The 23,138-nt window shown below is 56.5% G+C and carries 18 protein-coding genes and 3 pseudogenes; 13 read left to right on the top strand and 8 right to left on the bottom strand.

The window, feature by feature from the left end; genetic code table 11:
* Nucleotides 1-225 precede the first annotated feature (225 nt).
* From ACWISF_RS00545 to ACWISF_RS00525, 5 genes and pseudogenes are all read left to right on the top strand, one after another.
* Nucleotides 226-441: pseudogene (locus ACWISF_RS00545) on the top strand (transposase); the annotation flags it as partial.
* A 1-nt stretch (nucleotide 442) separates the two neighbouring features.
* A pseudogene (locus tag ACWISF_RS00540) lies at nucleotides 443-538 on the top strand (IS630 family transposase); the annotation flags it as partial.
* Between the two features lie 37 nt (nucleotides 539-575).
* Nucleotides 576-705, top strand: a pseudogene (locus ACWISF_RS00535) (IS5-like element ISSoc13 family transposase); the annotation flags it as partial.
* A gap of 214 nt (nucleotides 706-919) precedes the next feature.
* The gene (gene shc / locus ACWISF_RS00530; protein ID WP_448379645.1) at nucleotides 920-2,833 is read left to right on the top strand and encodes a squalene--hopene cyclase; all 1,914 of its coding nucleotides are present in this window, start codon (nucleotides 920-922) and stop codon (nucleotides 2,831-2,833) included.
* A 73-nt stretch (nucleotides 2,834-2,906) separates the two neighbouring features.
* Nucleotides 2,907-3,728, top strand: coding sequence for a squalene/phytoene synthase family protein (locus ACWISF_RS00525; RefSeq protein ID WP_448379644.1), 822 nt, complete (start codon nucleotides 2,907-2,909; stop codon nucleotides 3,726-3,728).
* On the opposite strand, the gene ACWISF_RS00520 is transcribed toward ACWISF_RS00525, so the two are convergent.
* Nucleotides 3,725-4,861 carry a pentapeptide repeat-containing protein gene (locus ACWISF_RS00520; RefSeq protein WP_448379643.1) on the bottom strand — a complete coding sequence of 379 codons (1,137 nt, stop codon included), beginning with the start codon at nucleotides 4,859-4,861 and terminating at the stop codon, nucleotides 3,725-3,727. The two genes, ACWISF_RS00525 and ACWISF_RS00520, sit on opposite strands and share 4 nt — an antisense overlap.
* A gap of 414 nt (nucleotides 4,862-5,275) precedes the next feature.
* Between ACWISF_RS00520 and ACWISF_RS00515 the strand changes: the two genes are divergently transcribed.
* Nucleotides 5,276-9,676, top strand: coding sequence for a translocation/assembly module TamB domain-containing protein (locus tag ACWISF_RS00515; RefSeq protein WP_448379642.1), 4,401 nt, complete (start codon nucleotides 5,276-5,278; stop codon nucleotides 9,674-9,676).
* A 435-nt stretch (nucleotides 9,677-10,111) separates the two neighbouring features.
* On the opposite strand, the gene groL is transcribed toward ACWISF_RS00515, so the two are convergent.
* Both groL and groES read right to left on the bottom strand, forming a co-directional pair.
* Entirely contained in the window at nucleotides 10,112-11,740 is a 1,629-nt protein-coding gene (gene groL, locus ACWISF_RS00510) for a chaperonin GroEL (protein WP_448379641.1), read from the bottom strand.
* Nucleotides 11,741-11,761: 21 nt separating this feature from the next.
* Nucleotides 11,762-12,073: a co-chaperone GroES gene (gene groES, locus ACWISF_RS00505; protein WP_448379640.1), complete on the bottom strand. Its 312-nt coding sequence runs from the start codon at nucleotides 12,071-12,073 to the stop codon at nucleotides 11,762-11,764.
* Nucleotides 12,074-12,317: 244 nt separating this feature from the next.
* On the opposite strand from groES, the gene psaK reads away from it, so the two are divergent.
* Together psaK and ACWISF_RS00495 are read left to right on the top strand one after the other, a co-directional pair.
* Nucleotides 12,318-12,572, top strand: coding sequence for a photosystem I reaction center subunit PsaK (psaK, locus tag ACWISF_RS00500; RefSeq protein ID WP_448379639.1), 255 nt, complete (start codon nucleotides 12,318-12,320; stop codon nucleotides 12,570-12,572).
* A gap of 244 nt (nucleotides 12,573-12,816) precedes the next feature.
* Nucleotides 12,817-13,347: a Uma2 family endonuclease gene (locus ACWISF_RS00495; RefSeq protein WP_448379638.1), complete on the top strand. Its 531-nt coding sequence runs from the start codon at nucleotides 12,817-12,819 to the stop codon at nucleotides 13,345-13,347.
* A 409-nt stretch (nucleotides 13,348-13,756) separates the two neighbouring features.
* On the opposite strand, the gene ACWISF_RS00490 is transcribed toward ACWISF_RS00495, so the two are convergent.
* Together ACWISF_RS00490 and ACWISF_RS00485 are read right to left on the bottom strand one after the other, a co-directional pair.
* On the bottom strand, nucleotides 13,757-14,446 hold the full coding sequence (locus ACWISF_RS00490; protein ID WP_448379637.1) for a GUN4 domain-containing protein: 690 nt from the start codon (nucleotides 14,444-14,446) through the stop codon (nucleotides 13,757-13,759).
* A complete protein-coding gene (locus ACWISF_RS00485; RefSeq protein ID WP_448379636.1) occupies nucleotides 14,443-15,309 on the bottom strand; it encodes a 6-pyruvoyl trahydropterin synthase family protein in 867 nt (288 codons plus the stop codon). The genes ACWISF_RS00490 and ACWISF_RS00485 overlap by 4 nt, the downstream gene beginning before the upstream one ends.
* Before the next feature lie 99 nt (nucleotides 15,310-15,408).
* On the opposite strand from ACWISF_RS00485, the gene ACWISF_RS00480 reads away from it, so the two are divergent.
* Nucleotides 15,409-16,623, top strand: a complete 1,215-nt coding sequence (locus ACWISF_RS00480) for a bifunctional sterol desaturase/short chain dehydrogenase (protein WP_448379635.1) — start codon at nucleotides 15,409-15,411, stop codon at nucleotides 16,621-16,623.
* Nucleotides 16,624-16,677: 54 nt separating this feature from the next.
* Here the strand turns inward: ACWISF_RS00480 and ACWISF_RS00475 are convergent, their stop codons facing one another.
* From ACWISF_RS00475 to ACWISF_RS00465, 3 genes are read right to left on the bottom strand one after another with little or no spacing between them, the layout of a single operon-like run.
* On the bottom strand, nucleotides 16,678-17,694 hold the full coding sequence (locus tag ACWISF_RS00475; protein WP_448379634.1) for a sulfate/molybdate ABC transporter ATP-binding protein: 1,017 nt from the start codon (nucleotides 17,692-17,694) through the stop codon (nucleotides 16,678-16,680).
* Nucleotides 17,695-17,724: 30 nt separating this feature from the next.
* Nucleotides 17,725-18,282 (bottom strand): NIL domain-containing protein, encoded by a 558-nt coding sequence (locus ACWISF_RS00470; protein ID WP_448379633.1) that lies wholly within the window; start codon nucleotides 18,280-18,282, stop codon nucleotides 17,725-17,727.
* A gap of 41 nt (nucleotides 18,283-18,323) precedes the next feature.
* Nucleotides 18,324-18,725, bottom strand: a complete 402-nt coding sequence (locus ACWISF_RS00465) for a TSUP family transporter (RefSeq protein ID WP_448379632.1) — start codon at nucleotides 18,723-18,725, stop codon at nucleotides 18,324-18,326.
* Nucleotides 18,726-18,893: 168 nt separating this feature from the next.
* Between ACWISF_RS00465 and ACWISF_RS00460 the strand changes: the two genes are divergently transcribed.
* From ACWISF_RS00460 to ACWISF_RS00445, 4 genes are all read left to right on the top strand, one after another.
* The gene (locus ACWISF_RS00460; RefSeq protein ID WP_448379631.1) at nucleotides 18,894-20,675 is read left to right on the top strand and encodes a glycoside hydrolase family 15 protein; all 1,782 of its coding nucleotides are present in this window, start codon (nucleotides 18,894-18,896) and stop codon (nucleotides 20,673-20,675) included.
* 60 nt (nucleotides 20,676-20,735) lie between these two features.
* Nucleotides 20,736-22,193, top strand: coding sequence for an alpha,alpha-trehalose-phosphate synthase (UDP-forming) (locus ACWISF_RS00455; RefSeq protein ID WP_448379630.1), 1,458 nt, complete (start codon nucleotides 20,736-20,738; stop codon nucleotides 22,191-22,193).
* Entirely contained in the window at nucleotides 22,174-22,959 is a 786-nt protein-coding gene (gene otsB, locus ACWISF_RS00450; protein WP_448379629.1) for a trehalose-phosphatase, read from the top strand. Before ACWISF_RS00455 ends, otsB begins: the two co-directional genes overlap by 20 nt.
* 89 nt (nucleotides 22,960-23,048) lie before the next feature.
* Nucleotides 23,049-23,138 (top strand): IS630 transposase-related protein (locus tag ACWISF_RS00445; protein WP_448379646.1); only part of this gene is annotated, 90 nt, incomplete at its 3' end.

Raw genomic sequence — 23,138 nt, 5'->3', positions numbered from 1 at the left:
GTTCTCAATGAAACTTATCACCTTCTTCCGTAAATCCAGACTGTAACACATTCTGATTCTCCTCCTTGATTCTCACCTTCCTCCCCATCTTACACCCTCCTCTCATAAAATGTTGCATTTTCAATAAAAATGACTATAATTTGCAAGTATTGATTGCCTGGTTAACAGAGATGTGGTTGCCAACCATTGGCGCAGGGAAGAAAATTGTTTTAGTTAGATAATGCAAGTTTTCCTCGTTGCCAACTCGTTCGGAAGGTTGTGGCAGCCACTGGGTGTGAATTGATATATCTACCGAAATACTCTCCCGATTTAAATCCGATTGAGCATCAGTGGCATAGAATCAAGCAAAGAGTTAGAAAAACCATGACATCTACAACCCAAAATCTTCATGACCTTATCGATTCAGTCATCTGTTCTATATGCCAACCTTTCCCTGCTTAGCCATAGCATGGAGCAGATAGCGCAGACTTCTCTACTACTGATCAACCCATCCTGCTTCCAAAGTTGGTTTGCTAAGTATTGCTACTGTACCCCTTGATTCTTTAACAGGCTGTAGAGTCAATGTTGGGAACGAAAAAGCAAGGCATTTGATTGCATGCTTTTTTCTCAAGTTAACGCAGTACCGACATGTATTTTTTTGATAAATTGGCCAGAAGCTTTTTGAGTTTTCTCTACTTTGTCTGTACAGTCTTCTGGCTTCAATAAAAGATAAAGATCAACACAACCTAGAATTACGCAGAATGAGCGCCTGGATGAATACCTTTGGAGCCATCCCCGCCCAGCGGCCAAGTTCCCATTGTTGGGTACCCCTAGAAACACAAGGGTTTCGCCCCTATTACCCCCACCTCACAACCCAACCATCCCCCAGGCGTACCTTCTCCTGATATAAATAAAAATGGCTTGTTGCACCCGGAACTCTATGACTCCCGTTGATTTGGCAACCCTCAAACAAGGCATTCGTCGCAGCCAAGAGTATTTACTGTCTTTACAACATCCTGCTGGGTACTGGTGGGCAACCCTGGAATCGAATGTGACGATGACTGCGGAATTGGTGCTTTTGTATTTTATTTGGGGGATTCCTGAGCGGTTGCCTTTGGGCAAAATCAAAACCTATATTCTCAACCAACAGCGGGAACATGGGGGCTGGGAATTATATTACGATGATGGGGGGGATTTGAATTGTACGATTGAAGCCTATATGGCTTTGCGGTTGCTGGGATGTCGCCCTGAGGAACCTTATTTGGAAAAGGCCAAACATTTCATTCTCGCCCGGGGTGGTGTGACCCGCGCCCGCGTTTTTACAAAACTGAATTTGGCCTTGCTGGGTTGCTACAGTTGGCAGGGTTTGCCTACGTTGCCGCCCTGGTTGATGCTCTTGCCCCCCGGTGGATTTTTTAGTATTTACGACATGTCCAGTTGGGCACGCAGCAGCACTGTCCCGCTGATTATTGTCTTTGATAAAAAGCCGGTCTATCCCCAGGGATTTGCTTTGGATGAACTCTATGTCGAATCCCCGGCGGAACGTCGCTACGAATTGCCGCAAAAGGGGGACTGGACGGATGTGTTTGTCTGGGTGGACCGGGTTTTGCAGTGGGCCGATGCTCATCGTTTGACCCCTTGGCGAAATGAGGGGTTGCGCGCGGCGGAAAAATGGATTTTGCAGCGGCAAGAGGAAACCGGGGATTGGGGGGGCATCCAACCGGCGATGGTCAATTCCCTGCTGGCGTTGCGGTGCTTGGGCTATGACCTGGCAGAACCGGCGGTGGTGCGGGGGTTGCAAGCGGTGGAAAAGTTTTGCGTCGAGAGTGAATCGGAATACTGGATGCAGCCCTGTGTGTCGCCGGTGTGGGATACGGCACTGACGGTACGCGCCTTGGCCGATAGCGGTTTGCCGCCGGATCATCCCGCTTTGGTGCGCGCCGGCCAATGGTTGCTTGGCAAGCAGATTCTCCATACCTACGGGGATTGGGCGGTGAAAAATCCGCAGGCACGTCCCGGCGGGTGGGCCTTTGAGTTTGACAACCGCTATTACCCGGATGTGGACGATACGGCGGTGGTGGTGATGGCGCTGGCGCAGATTCGTTTGCCGAATGAAGCGGAGAAACAGCAGGCCATCCGGCGGGCGGTAGATTGGATTGTGTCCATGCAGTGTACAAACGGCGCCTGGGCGGCTTTTGATAAGGACAACCACCAGGAATGGCTCAATTGGCTGCCCTACGGGGATTTGCAGGCGATGATTGACCCTGGTACGGCGGATGTGACGGCGCGGGTGTTGGAGATGGGGCGCTATCCGGGGGTGGAGTTGCCCTTGGCGGCGCGCCAACGGGCAGTGGATTTTTTGTTGCAAGCGCAGGAACCCACAGGGAGTTGGTTTGGCCGGTGGGGGGTGAATTACATCTACGGGACAAGTGGGGTGTTGGCGGCGCTGCAGGGGGAACCGCGGGCGCAAGGGGCGTGTCAGCGGGGCCGCACCTGGCTGGTGGCCCACCAAAATCCCGACGGCGGCTGGGGGGAAACCTGTCGCAGTTACCACGACCCGTCCTTGCAGGGGCAAGGCGTCAGTACGGTGTCGCAAACGGCCTGGGCGGTCTTGGGGTTGCTAACAGGCGGCGAGACGACAGCACCGGCGCTGGAGCGGGGGATTCATTACCTATTGGCGCAGCAAAACGCCGATGGGTCTTGGTCCGAAACCCTGTTTACGGGCACGGGCTTTCCCCGGCACTTTTATCTGCGCTATAACTTGTATTGCCAGCATTTTCCGCTGATGGCGCTGGGACGGTATGAGCGCCAGGTGACCGGGCCAAGGGAGGTAGTCGGGGTGGGGCAAGTCTAGGAGAACCACGTTTTTTCGGCTATACTTTGCGCTAATGGTATGGTGTGTGTAGTGGTGGAAAGGAGTTGAGCGGATGGATCTGCGCCGGGGTGCCCTCGAGTTGCTCAAGGAAACCAGTCGTACATTTTTTATTCCCATTAGCGGCCTGCCTTCAGGTCTGCAAGAAGCGGTGACTTCCGCCTACCTGTGTATGCGGGCGATTGACGAAATTGAGGACCACCCGGATTTAGACAGTGCGACCAAGGTGAAGTTGCTCCGCTCGGTGAGCTTGACGCTGGAGGCGGCGACGGACACGTTTGCGGTGAAGGATTTATCCCTGGCGTTGGCGGTGCATCAGACGCCCTTGCCGGAAGTGACGGTGCGGATTGGCGAATGGGCGCTGTTGGCTCCCCCGACGATTGCGCCCCGGGTGTGGGATGCCACAGCGGCAATGGCGGACCGGATGGCCTACTGGGCCTCGTGCCATTGGCGGATTCAGACCGAAGCGGACCTGGATCGTTACACGTTTGGGGTAGCGGGGGCGGTCGGGCTGCTGCTGTCGGATTTGTGGGCCTGGTACGACGGCACCCAGACCAACCGTTCCTTGGCCATTGGCTTTGGGCGGGGGTTGCAGGCGGTGAACATCCTGCGGAACCATGGGGAGGACCAACGGCGGGGGGTCAACTTTTTCCCGGATGGCTGGGGCAAGGAGGAAATGTATGCCTATGCCCGGCGGAATTTGGCTCTGGCGGATGCCTACAATGCCTCGCTACCGGAGGGGCCAGCCTTGGATTTCTGCCGGATTCCCCTGGCCTTGGCCCATGCAACCCTGGCTGCCCTGGCCCAGGGACAGGCGAAATTGACCCGCAGTGCGGTGATGGAGTTGGTGGCCCAGGTCACAGGCGGTGGGCGCTAGCTTCCGGCGTAACGTCTGTCCATCAGGGTGCGGCCATCGGGCATCCGGGTACCCACCAATTTCGCACCGGTGAGATTGGCGCGGCTGATATTGGCACGGCTGAGGTCGGCTTCGGTTAAATCCGCATACCAGAGGTTGGCCTGACTCAAATTAGCGCCCACCAAATTGGCCCGTTTGAGATTGGCGCGGCTCAAATTGGCGCCGGTAAAATTCGCCCCATCAAACGTGCCCCAACTCAAATCTGCCCGGTTAAACGTGCATTGCCCAAACGAGCAGTTTTTGGCATTCACCCGGCTGAGAATGGCCCCTGTCAAATTGGCCTGGTCCAAACGGGCTTCCTCTAGGACTGCCCGGGTCAAATCCGCCTGGGTCAAATTGGCGCGCACCAGGATGGCCCGTTTCAAATTGGTACTAATCGGCACGGCGGCGCCCACCAGATTGTTGACCGCCTGTCCCCCCAATTTCATACAGCCGAAATTGGCCCCGCTTAAATCTGCTTCAGTCAAGTCCGCTTCGATCAAATTCGCCCCGGCAAAATTGGCATTTTTGAGAATGGCGCCGACCATTTTGCTCCGCCGCAACACCGCCCGACTCAAATCCGCATCCTGCAAAATGATTTCGTTGAGCACCGCATCAATCAGGGAGACCTGAATCAGCTTGACACCGGTAAAATCGCGCATCCCTTTTTGGTAGCGCCGCAGGAGTTCCTCGGCATAGGTTTCCAGAGGAATGTCCACCTGGTCGCTGGTCAGATGTAACGCACTCCCGGATTGGTACACGCCGTCTACAATTTTGGGGGTTGCCCTGGGCGGGGGCGGGGCAGAAACCCCTTCGGTGGGAGTCGCCAGACTAAACACCTCCATCCACTCCGGGAACAACTCCCCCGTGCGGAGGGCACAGACTTTGACCGTGTGAATGGTCGGCACTTCCAAACGGACCAACCCCTGGCGAATAATCTGCAGACATTGCCGCTGGTCTGGGGCCTGTGCCCCGGTGAGCACCACCTCCAAACAGCCTTGCCGTAATTGCGCCTGTGCCGTTACCCCCTGGGGCTTGAGCGCTTGGGTCATCAGGGCGGCAATAGCCTCGGTATGGCCCTGCTTAGCCAGGTGCAGGAGTTGGGCAACATCCATGCTGAAAAAGCTCCCCTGGGCTATCCCCGCTCAACGTCTCGACCATCCATGAGAACAACCGCAAAAATACGCAAACCATACCCCCCCTGTTATTTTACACAAGGTTTTTCTTCGAGGGATACCAAGACAAGGGTCGGTTCTGCCCCAGCTCAACCGGTAAATCCCAAACAGGGTGTTTGCCCGCACCAAGACAATGGTTTCTTGTTTTTTTGTCACGAGAATTGGCGCGGTTCATGGGAGCCTTTGCGGGGGCTGGCAGGGAACTTGCCGGTTGGCGAGAGCATCGTAAGGGAGGGGCATATTTTTAGCAACAACACCTTTGCCCCCTGGGAAATGGCGGGGAAATCCGTTAAGGTAACTCTAGCGGCATCCCGGTGGGGAACTGCTCCATGAGGTCCAAATAGGGTGCGGTGCATGGAATCGGGGTTCACGCAGTTGGCAAAAGCCATGTCACGGTTGGAGCGCCTCCGGCTTGCCCCGTCAGGGTGGTGGGCAGCAACGGTGGTGCTGGGTGCGGGCGTGGGGGTGTGGGTCGGCGGGTGTTGGTGGGTGCGGGAACACTTGGCCCCCGTCATTTCCCAGGAATTGAGCCGCGTGCTGAACCGGCCGGTGACCCTAGGCACAGTCGAGCGGTTGGGCTGGACGGGGGTACGCTTCGGGGCTTCGACCATCCCGGCAACGGCAACCGACCCCGATTACGTGCAGGTGCAGGGGATTGAGGTGCAGTTCCATCCCTGGCAGTTGCTCTGGAAACGGCAGTTGGACCTGCAGGTGCGTCTGTGGCAACCGCAGGCAGTCTTCCATCAGTCGCCGGATCGCCGCTGGTTGCGGATGCGGCTGCTTGGGGCCGACCCTGCCCCTGGTTCCCCCATCAAGGTGCAGGTGACGCAGGTGGCTCTGCAGGGTGGCCGTGTGACCTTGGTGCCCTGGGGGAGCCGCCGTGCCCAGACCTACGACCAGATGCAAGCGCAGGTGCGACCGGGAACGGCACAGATAGAATTTACTGCCCAAGCGCAAACGCCCGGCGGGGGGGCGGTACGGTTGGCGGGGACATGGGATGGGGAAACCCAGGTGCTCCAAGCCCGCATCCAACCCCAGGGGATGGCGCTGGCGCCGATAGGGGAATTGGTCGCCGGGCAGGGCGCTATCCCTGTTCAGGTGCAACAAGGCCAGGTGCGCGGGGATGTGCAGGTGGTGTGGCGACCGGGGGCTTGGCCGCAGGTGACGGGGCCGCTGCAGGTGCAGGGATTGGTGGTGCGTTCTCCCCGCTGGGGTAAGGTGCAACCGCAGGTGCAGGCCGAATTGCATGTCACCCCCCAGGAGGTGCGGGTCACTCAGGGACAAGTGCGGCTGGCCGGGGTAACGGCGGCGGTCACGGGCAGGGTGCATTTCCAGCGGGGGTATGACCTTGCGGTGCAGGTGCCCGCGGTGGCGATGGCGCAGGTGCTCCCGCTCTGGGGGCAATCCGCCTTGGGGCAGGGGCGGGTGCGCTCGGAATGGGTCGTGCAGGGTGCGGTCGCACAACCTACCCTCCGGGGGCGGTTGGCGACAGTCGGGCCGGTGCGGCTGCCGCAAACGACGGTGGAACGGGCGCAGGCGGAGGTGGTGGTGGCCGCTGGGGGGGTGGTCATTCCCCGTTTCCAGGTGCAATTGCCGGGGGTGCAGGTGCAGGGGACAGGACGGTTGGATGCCCGGCAGCGGTTGGCGCTACAGTTCCAGGGACAGGCGCAGGCGGAGCGGTTGCTTCCTGCGGGACTGCCGGTGCGGGTGGGGACGGTGACCTTTCAGGGGGCATTGGCAGGGACGCTTCGCCAACCCCAGGTGCAGGTGGACGTGCAGGCCCCCCAAGCCCCGATTCCCTTGCGGGCACAGGCGCAATGGCAGGGGGAACAGGTGCGATTTCGGGCAAGCGGCCCCCAGGTGCAGGCAGCAGGCAAGGTGAACACCCGCACGTTGGCAACCGATATACAGGTGCAGGTGCGTCAGTACGATGTGCGCCGTCTGCCGGTGTCGTTGCCGGTGGCGCTGCGGGGGGAAGTGGATTTTCAGGGCCAGTGGCGCGGGACGCTGCACCAGCCGGAACTCAGCGGGGAGGTGGGGGTGACGGCGCTGCGGGTAAGCCATTGGCAGTTTGAACCCCACCTGCGGGGTACGGTGCGGTTTACGCCTACAACCGGGGTGCGTTTGGCGGTGCAGGGGGTGCAAGACCAGGTGGCTATCTGGTGGCGTACAGGTCAGGTGCCCCAATCCGTGACGGTGCGCCGGGGGCAGGCGTTGATCCAAGGCCAGGGGCGGGACGGCCAGTTGGCGCTGCAGTTCCAGCGTATTCCCCTGGCGTTGTTCAGCGGCGGTTTGCTCCAGGGAGAGTTACAGGGGGCGGCCTTGTGGCATCCCCAGCAGCAGCGTGCCCTTGGCCAGGTGCAGGTGACGCAGGCCCGCTTGGGGAATCTGGTGGCGACCCGGTTGGGGGGGCAATTCCAGTGGCGCAACCAGGAATTGACCCTACAGCAGGGGGAATTGCATCAACCGCACAGCCGCTATACCTTTAGCGCGCAGGCGCAGTTCCGTCCCCATCTGCAATGGCAGGCCCAGGTACAGGCGGTGGCGGCGGCAATTCAGGACCTGGTTCCCGCCCTGATGACCGGCCCACAACCGGGCGCCGAAGCGCTGGCGGTGACCCCAACAGGCGCACCCAACTTGCCCTTGGGGGAACAATTGGCCTATTTCCAGCAGGTGCAGGCGCGGGTGCAGCAGTACCTGGCCAGCCAACAAAAAGCCTTGGGCCTACCGGATGTGCAGGAATTGCGGGGGCACTGGCAGGGGCAGGCTACCCTCTGGGGCAACCACCGGGGGGAATTGACCGCGGAATTTGACCTGCGGGGACGTGATTGGGTCTGGGGACCCTACCAGGCGGAGCGGCTGACGCTCCAGGGGCGCTATGAGGGCACCCTCCAGGGTGGGCGCTGGACCTTGCAGCCGTTGCAATTGGTGCAGGGGGCCAGCCAAATCCTGTTTACGGGGATGCTCGGTGGCGCGCAACAGAGCGGGCAACTCCTGCTTACCCGAATTCCCGCTGATTACCTCACCCAATGGTTGCCCTTACCGGGGGTGCTAACCGGGTTTGTCAGCGGCACAGCCACCCTGGCAGGGAGTCAGGCCAATCCCCAGGCCAAAGGTGAACTACGGATTCAAGACGGCAGTTGGCAACAGACGCCAATCCAAGTGGCGCAGACCAGCTTTCACTACGCCCAGGGCCGGTTGGATTTTGGGGCCGAACTGTTGGTGAGCGACCAAACCAGCGGGGTGGAGCCAGTGCGGGCGGTGGGCAGTCTGCCGTTGGCCATGCCGTTTCGTAGGGTGAAAGCGGCGGACGACCGGATTCGTCTCAGCCTCCAGGTGCAAGATAGCGGCCTGAGCCTGATCAACAGCCTCAACTCCTGGGTGCGCTGGCAAGGGGGCGGCGGCATGGTGCAGGTGGATGTGGGGGGCACCTGGCGAGAACCCCGCTTGAGCGGTTTGGCGCGCTTCCAAGGAGCCAAAATTGCCTTGGCGGGGGTGGCCGATAGCCTCGAAGACCTGACCGGAGAGATTCGGTTTTTGGACGACCGCTTGGCGGCCCAGGAATTGCGCGCGCAACTCAACGGCGGTAGACTGACCCTGACGGGGGTGTTACCCCTGAGCCGTCCTTTGCCTGCCAACGACCCGGCCTCGCAACAGCCCCTTACCCTGGCCTTGTTGCCCGCCCGCATCGTGCAGAAAGACGTCTATCGCGGCCAAGCCAGCGCCAGGGTCACCATTACGGGTACGGCTCAAGCGCCGGTGGTGGGCGGAGATATTCACCTGAGCCAGGGGCAGCTTATCCTGTCAGAGCGGTGGTTGCGGGGAGCAGCCGATGCCATTGCCAATAGCGAAACCACGCCCACATCCCAGGGCAACGGGAAATCTGCCCGGTTGCGGGACTTGAAGATTCAGTTGGGCCAAGGTGTGCAGGTGGTGTTGCCGCCCAACGTCAACATCACAGCCCGGGGCACCCTTGCCCTCAATGGGGCGTTCCACCGGCCCCAACCCAGCGGCGCCTTCACCCTCGACCGGGGCGAGGTGAACCTCTTTCTCACCCGGTTTCGCCTGGACCGCACCTACCCCAATCGGGTGGTGTTTGACCCCCGCAACGGCTTTGACCCGGAGTTGGATTTGCGCCTAACGACCACCGTCACCCAAGGGGCCAACCAACTGGAAGGAACCATCCTGCAACGGCAGGGCAAGTTTCCCAACGAGGTGCCGATTACCTTAGCAGAACGGGTGCAGGGGTTGGAGGCGGTACGGATTCAGGCCAGCCTTACCGGGCGGGCCAGCCGTTTGCCCAACGGGTTGGAACTCAGCAGTAGCCCCACCCGCACCCAGGAACAAATTATTGCCCTGCTGGGGGGATTTGCCAACCATTCCAGCCCTGAATCCACCCAATTATTCCTCACCAACCTAGCTGGTCAAACCCTGCTCAACCAAATTTCCCGTTCCCACGAAACCGATTTTGGCGGTCTTTCCTGGCGGTTTTTCCCCACCGTATTACCAGCCCTACCAGATAACCGCAATGTCCAGCAGTCTGCCTTGGCTTTGGGGGGCGAAGTGCGTTTGGATATTCACCGGTTTTCGGCCTCATTTCTGCAAATGTTTACCAGTTTTGGAGATTCTGTCAGCGACCCCAATTTATCCCAGTTGACCCTCGCCTACCGGATCAACAATGAATTGCGCCTGCGGGCGGTGGGTTCCTCGGATCGGGACAACCGCTTGATTATCGAATACAACAAACAGTTCTAAGCAAACAATAGGGTTACTCAGATGTACAAGCGGAAGCAAAACCGGCAGATGTTGGGAAATGCCTAATTCTCTAAAAAATTCTCTCAATAAATCAATAAAAATTTTGGCTTACTGTGGCGGGCAATTGCTCTATAGTCATCCGCTGCAATTCCAGAACGGAAATGGCCTCCGTCCAAGAGCAGGACTCCCGTAACTTCGAGTTCCGTGCTCATTGAGGATTGCTCTTGTTAAGGGGACAAACACGTTGATTGCTTCTGAAAATACGGCTTTGCCCCGCCAGCTATCCGCATAACGGACCGACAGCAAACCCAGTTTGAATTTGACATTTGTGGCATCGCCATTCGCAGCAGTTTGTTTGCGCTCCTGCCCCCAAGAAAAACCCCCCTAGGTGGGGGGGCAGCCGAAGTGTTACGTTTTGTTTGGCGATTTGGGGAATTAGTAGTCAAAATCCCCGCCGCTGGGCGTTGAAGGACTCTTTTCCTTGGGTTCCGGCTTATCCACCACGATACATTCGGTGGTCAACACCATCCCCGCAATGGAAGCCGCATTTTGCAACGCCGAACGGGTCACCTTGGCCGGGTCCACGATCCCCGCTTCGATCATGTTGCGGAAGGTGCCTTGAGCCGCATCATAACCCACATCAAAGGGTTTGTCCTTCACTTGGTCGGCAATCACCGCCCCGTTGACCCCGGCGTTTTCGGCAATCCGCATCAGGGGAGCAGTCAGGGCGCGGCTGACGATCAAGGCCCCGGTCAACTCTTCGTTGTTCAGGTGCTCTTTCGCCCAGGCTTCCAGTTCAGGCGCCAAGTGCGCCAGGGTCGTACCACCCCCAGGAACAATCCCTTCTTCCACCGCCGCTTTGGTGGCGTTGATGGCATCTTCCAGCCGCAACTTCTTATCCTTCATTTCGGTTTCCGTCGCGGCCCCGACTTTGATCACCGCCACCCCGCCAGCCAATTTCGCCAGGCGCTCTTGCAGTTTTTCCTTGTCGTAGGTGGAATCGGTTTCCTCGATTTGCTTGCGGATTTGTTCGCACCGGGCCTTCACCGCCGCTTCGTTCCCTTCGGCAATGATGGTGGTGTGGTCCTTGGTGATGGTCACCCGCCGGGCCTTACCCAGCATATCCATCCGCACGCTGTCGAGCTTGGAACCGGTTTCTTCGGAAATCACTTGCCCACCGGTGAGGATGGCAATGTCTTGCAACATGGCCTTGCGCCGGTCGCCAAACCCAGGCGCTTTCACCGCGGCCACGTTCAACACGCCCCGCAGTTTGTTCACCACCAGGGTCGCCAAGGCTTCTTTTTCAATGTCCTCGGCAATGATCAGCAAGGGTTTGCCCGCCCGCGCCACTTGCTCGAGCACCGGCACCAAATCCTGCACCAGGGTAATCTTCTTGTCGGTGATCAACACCAGGGCGTCTTCTTGCACCGTTTCCATCCGTTCGGGGTCGGTGGCAAAGTAGGGGGAAATATACCCCTTGTCAAAGCGCATCCCCTCGGTGACTTCCAATTCCGTAGTGGTGGATTTGCCTTCTTCCAGGGAAATCACCCCTTCCTTGCCCACCTTGTCCATCGCATCGGCGATCATCTTACCGACTTCTTCGTCGTTCCCCGCCGAGATGGCCGCTACCTGGGCAATGGCTTTGGAATCTTCCACAGGCCGGGCATGGGCCGCAATTTTTTCGACCACAAAATGGGTGGCCTTGTCAATCCCCCGCTTCAAGGCAATTGGGTTGGCCCCAGCCGCCACGTTGCGCAAACCTTCTTTGACCATCGCATGGGCCAGTACGGTTGCGGTCGTGGTCCCGTCCCCGGCCACATCGTTGGTCTTGGAAGCAGCTTGGCGGATCAACGCCACCCCCGTATTTTCCACGTGGTCTTCCAATTCAATTTCCTTGGCAATGGTTACCCCGTCATTGATAATCTGGGGCGCACCGAATTTCTTTTCCAATACCACGTTCCGCCCCTTGGGCCCCAGGGTGACGGCCACCGATTCCGCCAGAATGTCCATCCCCCGCTCCAGGGCGCGGCGCGCATCTTCGTGATAGAGAATCTTTTTCGCCATAAGTTAGGAACCTCCTTCAGGTTATTTCACCGTTGCCAGAATGTCTTTTTCTGCCAGCAATACGTACTCTTCACTGCCGATTTTGAGTTCCGTCCCGGCGTACTTGGAATACAGCACCCTATCGCCCACTTTGACGTCCATCGGTTGCCGCTTCCCGTCATCATCCCGCTTGCCCGGCCCCACAGCCACTACTTCCCCAATTTGGGGTTTTTCCTTGGCCGTGTCCGGTAGCAGAATGCCGCCAGCGGTTTTTTCTTCTGATTGACTCACTTTCACCAGTACTCGGTCCCCCAAGGGGGTCACAGTCGATACATTCAGGGTGATGGTCGCCATAGATTACGCTCCCAATGTGATGGAATTGCAGCTCCGAGTGACCAATCAGACCCACCTGCGGTCTGAATTAGCACTCTCAACCTTCGACTGCTAATATAGCCCAGCCGCGTAGGGGGCAAGGGTACGGGTTCCCGAACTGGGGGATTTGTAACCGGGAGTAAAGTTTTGTGGGGAAGTGTTGCAAAGTGGGGGGAGGGCAGGGGCGCCGGGTTTAAGATGGGGGCGGTTGCGTGGAGTGTATGGTATGCATCCCTGGTTTTTGGCGGTACCGACGACGGTTCCTTGGTCTCCGGGTGTGGCTTTGGTGATGGTGGGCTGTAATTTGTTTGCGGTGGCGATTGGGTACTACGCCATCCAGGGCAAGGGGGTGGGGCCGGCGTTGCCCCTGCCGGAATTATTTAAGGGGTTTGGCGTCCCGGAGTTGCTGGCGACGGCGTCCTTTGGGCACCTGTTGGGGACGGGCATGGTGCTGGGGCTGGCGAATTCAGGACTGCTCTAAGGGGACATCTATCGAGCGAGTCAACGTCGTTGCTGCGGCAGGCAACCGTTCCCGCTACAGGGTTTCATTACCTGAAGCGGTGCACTGGGGTGTTTGCCCAAGCTAAAGCTTTTTCCGTTTGGTGGTGATATTGTTATTTATTATAATATAAATACTCGTTGCCTAATTTTTTTGAATTACTGGATTCAGCCGAAAGCATACTAAAGGTTGTGCCCATAGATAAATTGCACACAGGTAGTGCGACATGGCTAGTGTCGGGTTTCCGCAATCCTTAGAGGCCTTTTTAGAAAACCCTCCCGAACGGTCTGAGTGGGTTGATGACCAATTGATTGCGATACCGGAAATGACTGCAAAAACAGGACGCATTCAGGCCAGATTGGCGTATCACTGGCGAAGCTACATGATTTCTAGTGGGCAAGGGGGGGAAGTTTACACAGAAACAGCTTGTCGCACAGTGGAACGAGTACGTTGTCCTGATGTAGCGTACCTGCCCCCAGCGATGGTGCAACAGTTTGGGGATTTCAAGGTACTGCCCCAGAGTTTTCCACTGCTTGGCGAAATTGTTTCTCCTGGGGATGCGGCTGAAGATATTTTTGGCAAGGTCAAAGAGTACCTAGAATCCCATGCCCAAGAAATTTGGCTGATTTTTCCTGAAAGTCGCTGGTTGCTGATTGTGACGGCAGAGGTTCAGCAATTGCTGTCAGAAACCCAAAACGCCGCAACCCTTAAGGTTTTGCCGGGATTTAGCATTCCGGTTGCTGAGTTAATTGCTTGAACGCGATACTTGCTTGATATTTGATATAGCTAGGTAGGTTAAGGTTGTCGCCTTAAGATTCATGGCTACGCCATTGTGGGGTTACGCCCAGCGACCCATAGCATGTCAACCTTTGTATGCTTAGCTATATGCGTTAAGGACGAGAAAGCTAGCTAGCTCTGGATTAGTTGCATAACCTCGTACGTGAGGTTCAAGGCGTTGCCAAGGGAAAGCATTTCCCATAGGGGTAGTCATAGGATACAGTTGACCCCCCTTGCCGTAGGTTAATCATGCCGCCAGTTTGTGTAGCCTGTGTGCAGCAGATAGCTGTGCCTGGGGAATGGAGATTGAAAATAATCTCTCAGGGAGCAGCTTGGAAAATGATTTCCGTAATTCTTGTGGTTGTGTTGCCTTATCAGAACACACAACGCTAACCCCCCACTTCCCAGGCCGGATGCAACAGCAACGCCTCCAGCACCCGCACCCCCCGCTTTTGGTCCGATAGCGGTAAATGCCCCGCCGGTGCGCTCACATCCCAGGTGAACCCCTGGGGATAGCGCGGCCATGTCCCATCCACATACCAGCCAATCGCCCGCCAAAATTTCTCCCAGTTGCGCCCGCACCCCAGCCAAATCCGCCGCTGCACCCGAAAGCCAAATTGCCCCAGGGAATGCACCCGCCACAGATGGTCAATCGTTTGCAAATCCAGAACCGGAATTTTGCGCACCTCGCTAAAGTACAGCCAACCCCGCCGCTGTGCCCCCGCCAACCGGCACAACTGCTGACGTGTCCATTGGTCCGCCGCCTGCCACTGCTCCGACAATATGTGCAAGAGTAGGGGCCTGTAATCCTGAGACTGTTCAGACAAAAGCGGTACAACACCCTGGGGAAATGCCTCCCTAGCCGCCGCTGCCAACTCTGGCAACTCCGACCGCCACAGCAACTCGTAAATTCGCCCATCCAACACCTGGGGAAACTGGGGAGACTGGGCCCGTTGTTGCAAATAATCGAGCAATTGCCGCCCTGCCTGTACCCCCCCCTGGAGCCATTCCGCCAGCCAAAGCCATTGTTGTTTGGGCGGCAGAGATTCCAGCGCCGAGAAATCAACTACGTTTCTCATCGACTGGCGGCCACAGCGTAGGGTGTCACCGGGTTGACTGTAAATACATCGTCTGCATAGATTTCACAGGAATTGTTGGGGCTTTCCACCAATTTCACCTTGTGCAATTCAGCCCCCAACCGCCGCACCGGTTCGTGCAACACCTGCATAATGTACAGGGCAATATGTTCTGCCGTCGGCACCACCTCGAAAAAGTAGGGAATGTCCTCATTCAAAAAGGTATGGTCTAATGGCTCGACCACCTCCCGTTCCAAAACCCTTTGTAGGGCGACCAAATCCACCACCATACCGGTTACCGGGTCAATTTCCCCGCGCACCGTCACCTCCAAGTGGTAGTTGTGCCCATGGCCGTGGGGACGGGCACATTTGCCATAGGTGGCGTGGTTTTCCGCCTCCGAAAAGTCCGTCCGGGCAAGCCGGTGGGCGGCGCTGAAATGGGTTCCAACCGTCAAATAGGCGTTCATAGCATCTCCTTGGTATTCAGCCCAAAGTTGCGGGTGTTCGTACAACTGAATGCGCGCCAGGGGCAAATGGGGACGCAGACGGTGCCAAATGGTATAGGCCACAAATTCGGTCGTGGGCAAAGTCTGGGTAAATTCCGGCCAAACCTGATTCAAAAAACTGTTATCCAGATGGTCGGTCACCTCCCGGCGAATCACGTGTTTGACCTCGGAAAGATTCAAAACCATGCCGCAGTCATCAATTTCTCCCACCATCGCCACATACAAAACGTAGTTGTGGCCGTGACCGGGAAACAGACTGCCTTTGCCAAAGCGCCGGAAATTTTCCTCTGCCGACCACTGGGGGACATAATAGCGATGACTGGCTGCAAACTCCGCCCGCCGGTTAATCACGCAACGCATAACCACGGCTCACCAAATCCTTTTTGATTGTACCGATTGACCGCCCAACCTGCCAGGTGCGCTTGCCGGAACTCCGCAAAATTGCCTAAAGTAGTACCGATGTGCGGAGGTGTCGGTGTGAATTGGCTGGCTTTGGGGGCAACCGCCTGTGGTTCGGTCGTCCTCACAGAAATCCTGCGGGATACCTATCATGCCCTGTGCCACCACATTCCCGCCCTGGAGCGCTGGCACAATCGCCATCACGCCGCCTACCGTCGGGACCTGTCTGTGGTTTCCCTGGCTGCCTTTCGCCGCTCCCAACTGTACCATGACATTACAGAATCAACCATTCTACTGGTCATTTTGCTCATCATTGCCCTACTTACCGGGGCGTTGGGAGTCTGGGTGGGGGTGGTTTACGCCGGTTTATTTTTGGCCGGAGCGACCCGTCGGTATGTGTGGGCCGTAACGGATACGGACTACAACCATCAGCCGGGGCCGTTGCGGGAACCCCCGACGGCCTGGTGGGTAAATCGCACGTATCACTGGCGGCATCATTTTGACAACGTGCACGCCTACTACAGCGGCGTGTTTCCCCTGGTGGACAAGGTGTTGGGCACGGGGTTGTCGTTGCAAGGGAAGAAGGTGGGGGTCACAGGGGCCGGTGGGGCCTTGGGGCAGGCGCTGTGTGCGGAATTGCAGCGGGCGGGGGCGCAGGTGACCGCTCTGACCACGCATCCCGAATGCTTGGCGGCAGCGTCGCAACTGCAGGTGGTGGGTTGGGCCATCGGGCGGGAAGCGGAATTGGCGCCCCTGTTGGCAACCCTCGATATTTTGGTGATTAATCACGGGGTGAATGTGTACCGTCGGCGGGATTTTGCGGCGATCGAAACGGCGCTATCGGTCAATACCTTGTCGGTGCTGAAACTGATGGAACTCTTTATGAATACGGTCACCGGGCCAGAGGCCAAAGCCACGAAGGAATTGTGGGTCAATACCTCGGAAGCGGAAGTTTCGCCGGCATTGAGTCCCCTTTATGAACTGAGCAAACGGTTGATCGGCAATCTCGTCACCCTGAAACGCCTGGATAATGTCTGCGTGATTCGTAAGTTGATTTTGGGGCCGTTTAAGAGCCAACTAAATCCCTACGGGGTCATGTCGCCGCAATGGGTCGCCAAGGGAATTATTGCCCTTGCCAAACGGGATTTCCGCAACATTATCATTACGGTTAATCCCTTGACCTACATCTTTTTCCCGCTCAAAGAATTCACTACTTCTCTGTACTATCGTTGCTGTAGTCGGGGGGAACGGCCTGACCTGACGCTCCTTGGTTAGGCAATGGGGCTGGCGTTCCCCCTTTGGTGCCACCGGGCAGATTCGGAGCTTTAGTCAGATCGAGTAATTGAGGGGAAAGGAGCGGGCTTCGCGGGGCCGGACATAGACCTGTTGGTAGGGCTGCAATTGCAATTCCAACGACCGCTCCCGCGTCACTTGGGCGGTGAGGGTTTGGCCGTCGTCGAGGACGAGTTCTAGGCGAATGTCGCGCCCCAGATGAAGCATCCGTTGAATGCGCGCCGGGGTGTGGGCTTCCTGGGGGTCGGTACTGATGACAATGTCGTGGGGGCGTAAAAACGCCTGGCCATGCTGTACGGCCATCCCCTGGCGCTGGAGCAGTCGCGCATCCCCAGGTAGGACATTCACCGGGCCGACAAAACTCATCACAAAGGGGGTGGCAGGATGGTCGTAAATTTCTGCCGGCGTGCCCACCTGTTCCACCCGCCCCTGGTGAATGACCACAATCTGGTCGGCAAGTTCCATCGCCTCTTCCTGGTCGTGGGTGACAAACACGGTGGTGACGTGCATTTCATCGTGCAGGCGGCGCAACCAACGGCGTAATTCCTGGCGCACCCGCGCATCCAACGCGCCAAAGGGTTCATCCAACAGCAATACCTGTGGTTCCACCGCTAACGCCCGGGCCAGGGCCACCCGCTGGCGCTGTCCCCCAGAAAGTTGGGCTGGATAGCGGTCCCCCAACCCCTGCAATTGCACCAGTTCCAGCAGGGTATCTACCCTTTGTTGGATGCGTTTGCGGGGCACGTTGCGCACCTCCAACCCAAAGGCCACGTTCTGGCGCACGGTCATGTGTTTGAACAACGCATAGTGTTGAAACACAAAACCAATGTTCCGGTCCTGCACCTGCCGATGGGTGGCATCTTGACCGGTCAGCCAAATTTTGCCCGTATCCGGGGTTTCTAGCCCGGCAATCAACCGCAACAGGGTGGACTTTCCCGACCCCGATGGCCCAAGTAACGCCACCAGGGAACCCTGGGGAATTTCTAAACTGACATTGTCCACCGCCTGGAACGTACCAAAGCGTTTGGAAACCCCTTCGACCACGATGGCCACCTGTCCACCTCCCTAGCCTGTCTTGCCTGCTCAAACCGACCAATCCGGGGGCGATGCCGCTTCCCACACCTGCAACCCCTGTTGCCGCAAATAGGCCAACCCCTGGGCGATCTGCGTCGGGGTGCCCTGCACTTCCAGGTCAAACCAACCGTCCCCTGCGCGGTCCGGGCTGAGCAACCCCCCTCGCAGGTTCACCACCAACCCATGCCTGGACACCAGCCCGGAAATAATCGGCACATCACAAGTCTCTTTGGGAATCCGCACATGGATATGACTGCGCTGCATTCCCCCTTCGGTCGGCGCCGACACGGGCGTAGGCGCCACCACCCCCGGCACCGGCGTCATGGGCGACTGGGCCACCAACTCCCAAGCCCGCGCCCGCATGGCCTCGATACAGGCCGACAACGCCGCCGCCGTCCCGTACAGCTCCAAATCCAGCCACGCCTCCGCCTGGTTTTGGGGGTCAAACAAAGCCGCCTGGATGTTCACCGTCACCCCGTAGCGGGTAATCAACTGGGACAGAACCGGTTCCCCCTGGCCGCCCCCCGGTACCCGCACCCGCACCGTCACGCGATTGGTTTCTGCCATGCACTGCCCTCCCTTGGGCTGTACCAGCTTCATTATCAACCTCAACGCCACACCAAATAGCGCAACCCCAAAACCAACAAAAAAACCCCGTACAGTTTTTTCATCAATTCGCTGCTGACATAGGGTTGATTGGCCAACAGCGCCCCCAGCCCATTCCCCAACAACAGCCCCAGCACCATGACCACCGCATAAGAGAGCTGCAAATGACCGCTGCGATGATAGACCCAGGCCCCCACCAACCCGATCGGCAACACCTGCGCCGCCAAAGAAGTTCCCGTCGCCACCTTCTGGTCTAACCCCAACCACAACACCAGCGCAGGCACCATAATCGCCCCGCCGCCAATGCCAAACATCCCCCCGGCCAAACCGGCGACAAACCCCACCGTCAACAACGGCCCCCACAACGGCGTCACGGCCACTCCCAAACCACCAACCCTTTCCATTCTACAGTAAATTGGTCGGATTAGCGTTAATTGCCCCCTCTGGCGCTCGTATCGCCTGGCAAGCGTTTGACCATCGCTTTGGGGGAATGCTAAGCTGGGAATAATACCCGCATGGGGTGAAAGTGACATCACCGGCCAGCAAGAAGATTGCCGCGTTGCAGGGGAGACGTGACCAGGGGACGTATCTCTTTGGATTATGGCTTGATTGGCAACGGGCGGATTTGCGCCTTGGTTTCACCGGTAGGCAGCATTGATTATCTCTGTATGCCTACTTTTGAAGGTGCATTTGTTTTCGACCGTTTGCTGGATCAGGAACGTGGCAGTTATTTTGCCATTGAACCCGTCAATGCCGAACTGTACACCATTCGGCAAACCTACGAAAAAAACAGCAATGTTTTGTTGACCATTTTTGAGTCCCATTTTGCCGCCTTTGTGATTCACGATTTCATGCCTCGTTGGGAGGTATGGGATGGCAGTCGTTCTTACACGCCCCCGGAATTGTACCGCTATATTGAAGTGCGTTTTGGGGAGCCGGAAATTGTCATTCATTACCACCCCAGACCCGGATACAAACCGGAGTTTGCCCCCTGTGTGTTGGTGAATGAAACGACAATCGAATCCCCCCACCAAGACAACAGCCTATATTTAGTGACCAACTTATCGCCGGTACAAATTATTGCCAAAGAACCCATTCGGCTCAAGGGGGATGCGTTTTTGGGTCTGTCTTATTACCAACCGATTCGGGAGCAGGCCATTACCACGGTTCGCGACAAATTGATACGGACGAATCACTACTGGCAACGCTGGGTGAAACATTGCTATTTGCCGGATGAATATCAAAAGCCCATTATTCGTTCGGCCTTAACCCTCAAACAGCTTATCTATGAGCCAACCGGGGCGATCATTGCCGCACCGACGACCAGCTTGCCGGAAATTGTGGGTGGTGTGCGCAACTGGGACTACCGTTACTGTTGGATTCGGGATTCCTTTTTTACAGTGAATGCCCTGTTGAAACTATCCAAATTTGAAGAGACGGAAAATTTTGTGGCCTATTTGTCCAAAATTGTTTTGGCGCATCGGGGCTATTTGAAACCGCTTTATACAATTGAAGGTCATGATGTGCCCACGGTGCAGTATTTGGATTATTTAGCTGGGTTTCATGGGAGTCGCCCGGTTCGCATTGGCAATGATGCTACCCTGCACCATCAAACGGATGTGTATGGGGAAGCATTGTTGAGTATGTATCCGGTATTTGTGGATGAACGGGTGGTGTGTCCCAACTGTGATTTGCTGTGGACCTGTGTGGAACAATTGGTGGAACTAGCCATCGAAAAATTCCCGGAAAAAGACAACGGCATTTGGGAAATTGGCAACCGGCCTGACCATTATACGTTTTCTAAATTGATGTGTTGGGTGGCGGTGGATCGGGGGTGCAAAATTGCTTACAAGCTCAAACGGCAAAGTCTCTACCGCCGCTGGAATCAAAAGCGGAAATTGATGCGGGAGATGATTCTGGGTTCGGCTTGGAATAACGAGCGCCAAGCCTTTACCCAGGCCTATGGTAAACCGGATTTGGATGCCAGCAATCTGCTTATGCCCATTTTGGGAATTATTGAGCCGAAAGACCCGCGGATGTTGGCGACGATTCAACGTTGCGAAGAGGAATTGATGGTGGACGGGTTTATGTTCCGCTATACCAACTCCGATGAGTTGGGCTTACCCGAAAATGCCTTTACCATTTGTACATTTTGGTTCATTGATGCCCTCACCCTTTCTGGTCAAAAACGCAAGGCCAGAAACTATTTTGAACACATTCTCTCCTTTGGCAACCACTTGGGTTTGTTCTCCGAGGATATTAACCAAAAAACTGGCGAGTTGACGGGGAATTTTCCCCAAGCCTATACCCATGTGGCGATTATCAATTCAGCCATGTTGCTGGCCCAAAACTAAACAACCGAGGAGGTTGCCATGACCCAAGAAAATCACTCAGATTCCACCATAAAACCGGTGATGGCATCTGAGCACGGGGGCCGGCTGGTGATTGTTTCCAACCGGGAACCCTACACGATCCAAACCTGTGGCAATGAAGTGCGGATTGAACGGATGCCGGGGGGGTTGGTGTCGGCGCTTGACCCGGTGTTGCGCCAGCGGGATGGGTTGTGGATTTGCTGGGAGGATACGTCGAAAAAATCGGTGGAAGTAGAAGACGTAGCCAGTGATGAAGACAGTATTGACTGGGACAAAATTCAACTGCCCTACCAAATTAAACCGGTGCCTTTGACGCCCCAGGAGATCAATCATTATTACTACGGCTATGCCAACACGCGCCTGTGGCCGTTGTTCCATTATTTCATTTCCCATTGCAATTTCTTTGATGAACGGGATTGGCCGAGTTATGTCACTGCCAATCAAAAGTTTGCCGATGCGGTGGTGTCTTGTACGGATGAGGAGGATTGGATTTGGGTGCAGGATTATCACCTGTTACTGGTGCCGGAACTGGTGCGCCAACAACGACCCAACTATAAAATTGGTTTGTTTTTGCACATTCCGTTTCCCGCGCTGGAGGTATTTCGGATTCTCCCAAAGCGGGATGTGATTTTACAGGGGATGCTCGGCAGCGATTTGATTGGGTTTCATATTCCCGACTATGCTAACTATTTCCTGGATGCGGTGGAGCGCTTATTGCCCGATGAGGCGATTAAGGTGGACCGGGAAAATATGCGGATTCACTACCAGGGGCGCCGGATTCAGGTGGGGGCATTTCCCATCAGTATTGATGCGGCCAAAATTACGGCGCTGGTTTCGACGCCAAAGTTGCAGCATCGGGCGCGTAAGCTGCGGGAAAATTACCCGGCAAAATATATCGGTATCAGTGTGGACCGCCTGGATTATACCAAGGGCATCTTAGAGAATTTGCAGGCATTGCAAGTGTTTTTTGAAAAGTACCCAGAGCACATTGGCAATTTTTGTTTTATTCAAATTGCTTCGCCCACGCGGACGGCGGTTCCAGCCTATCAACGGATGCGGGAGGAGGTAGAGCAGGCTGTTGGGCGTATTAATGGGTTATTTTCCTACGACAATTGGGTGCCAATTCACTACTTTTACCGGCGCTTTTCCCTAGAGGATGTGCTGACCTACTTTATGATTGCGGATGTGGCGATGATTACGCCGCTGCGGGATGGGATGAATTTGGTGGCTAAGGAGTATTGCGCGGCGAAGGTGGATTTGTCGGGGGTGCTGATATTGAGTGAATTGACCGGGGCGGCTTATGAGTTAAAAGAAGCGTTGATGATCAATCCTTTTTACATCGAAGAAATGGCGGATAAATTGCATGCGGCTTTGAATTTACCGACGGCGATTCGGCAGGCCAAAATGCGGGCATTACGGCAAACGGTGTGTAACTACGACATCCACCATTGGGTGCGCTCGTTTATGGATGCGTTTGCCCATGCGGTCAGTCATCGCTGAGTACTGGCAGCGGGAATGGCCGTTGGCTTTGTTCCTGGATTATGACGGTACGTTGACCCCGATTGTCCCGGACCCTGCCCAGGCGTTTTTGCCCGCCTCAGGCGAGGCTTTATTGCGGCAATTGTGTCGTCATCCCTTGCTGCGGGTGGCGATTGTCAGCGGTCGCTCGGTGCTGCAATTGCAGGGTTTTTTGGCGGCTTTGCAGGGGGAAGCTCTGACGTTGTGTGGGTTGCACGGGGGGGAAATTTATGTGCTCCAAAAGGGTGAATTTTTGCGACAGCCGGCCCGCGCGCAAATACAAGAGCAATTGCAACCGCTGCGGGATGCCATATCGACGGGATTGCAGGCGGCCAAACTTTTGGATTTGGGGGTGTTGATTGAGGATAAGACCTATTCGGTAGCGGTGCATTATCGCCAAGCGGCAGCCGCCGTAAAACAGCAGGTTATCGAGTTACTCCACAGTCTTTTTGCCCAGGATAGGGAGATGACGGCGCCGTTTCGATTGCAACCGGGGAAGGAGGTTTTGGAGGTGTTGCCCCGCACGTTTGACAAGGGGGATTGTGTGGCCTTTCTCTGGGATATTTGGCAGGTGCGCCAGGGGTGTTACATCGGGGATGACCTGACGGATGAGGCGGCGTTTGCGGCGGTCAATCAGCGGGGGGGGCTGTCGATTGCCGTCGGTAAGGCACCCGGAACGACCCAGGCCCAGCATTTTGTTCCCGATGTGGCAGCCGTCTATGAGGCATTGGCGGCGCTGGGATCGTAAAGCATAGTCATTTTTATTGAAAATGCAACATTTTATGAGAGGAGGGTGTAAGATGGGGAGGAAGGTGAGAATCAAGGAGGAGAATCAGAATGTGTTACAGTCTGGATTTACGGAAGAAGGTGATAAGTTTCATTGAGAACGGGAATAGTATCACCAAAGCGGCGCGCATCTTCGGCATC

This window comes from Gloeomargarita sp. (assembly GCF_053491055.1).
Note: the sequence above shows the minus strand (reverse complement) of the source record. Positions and strands in the feature narration are given on the sequence as shown.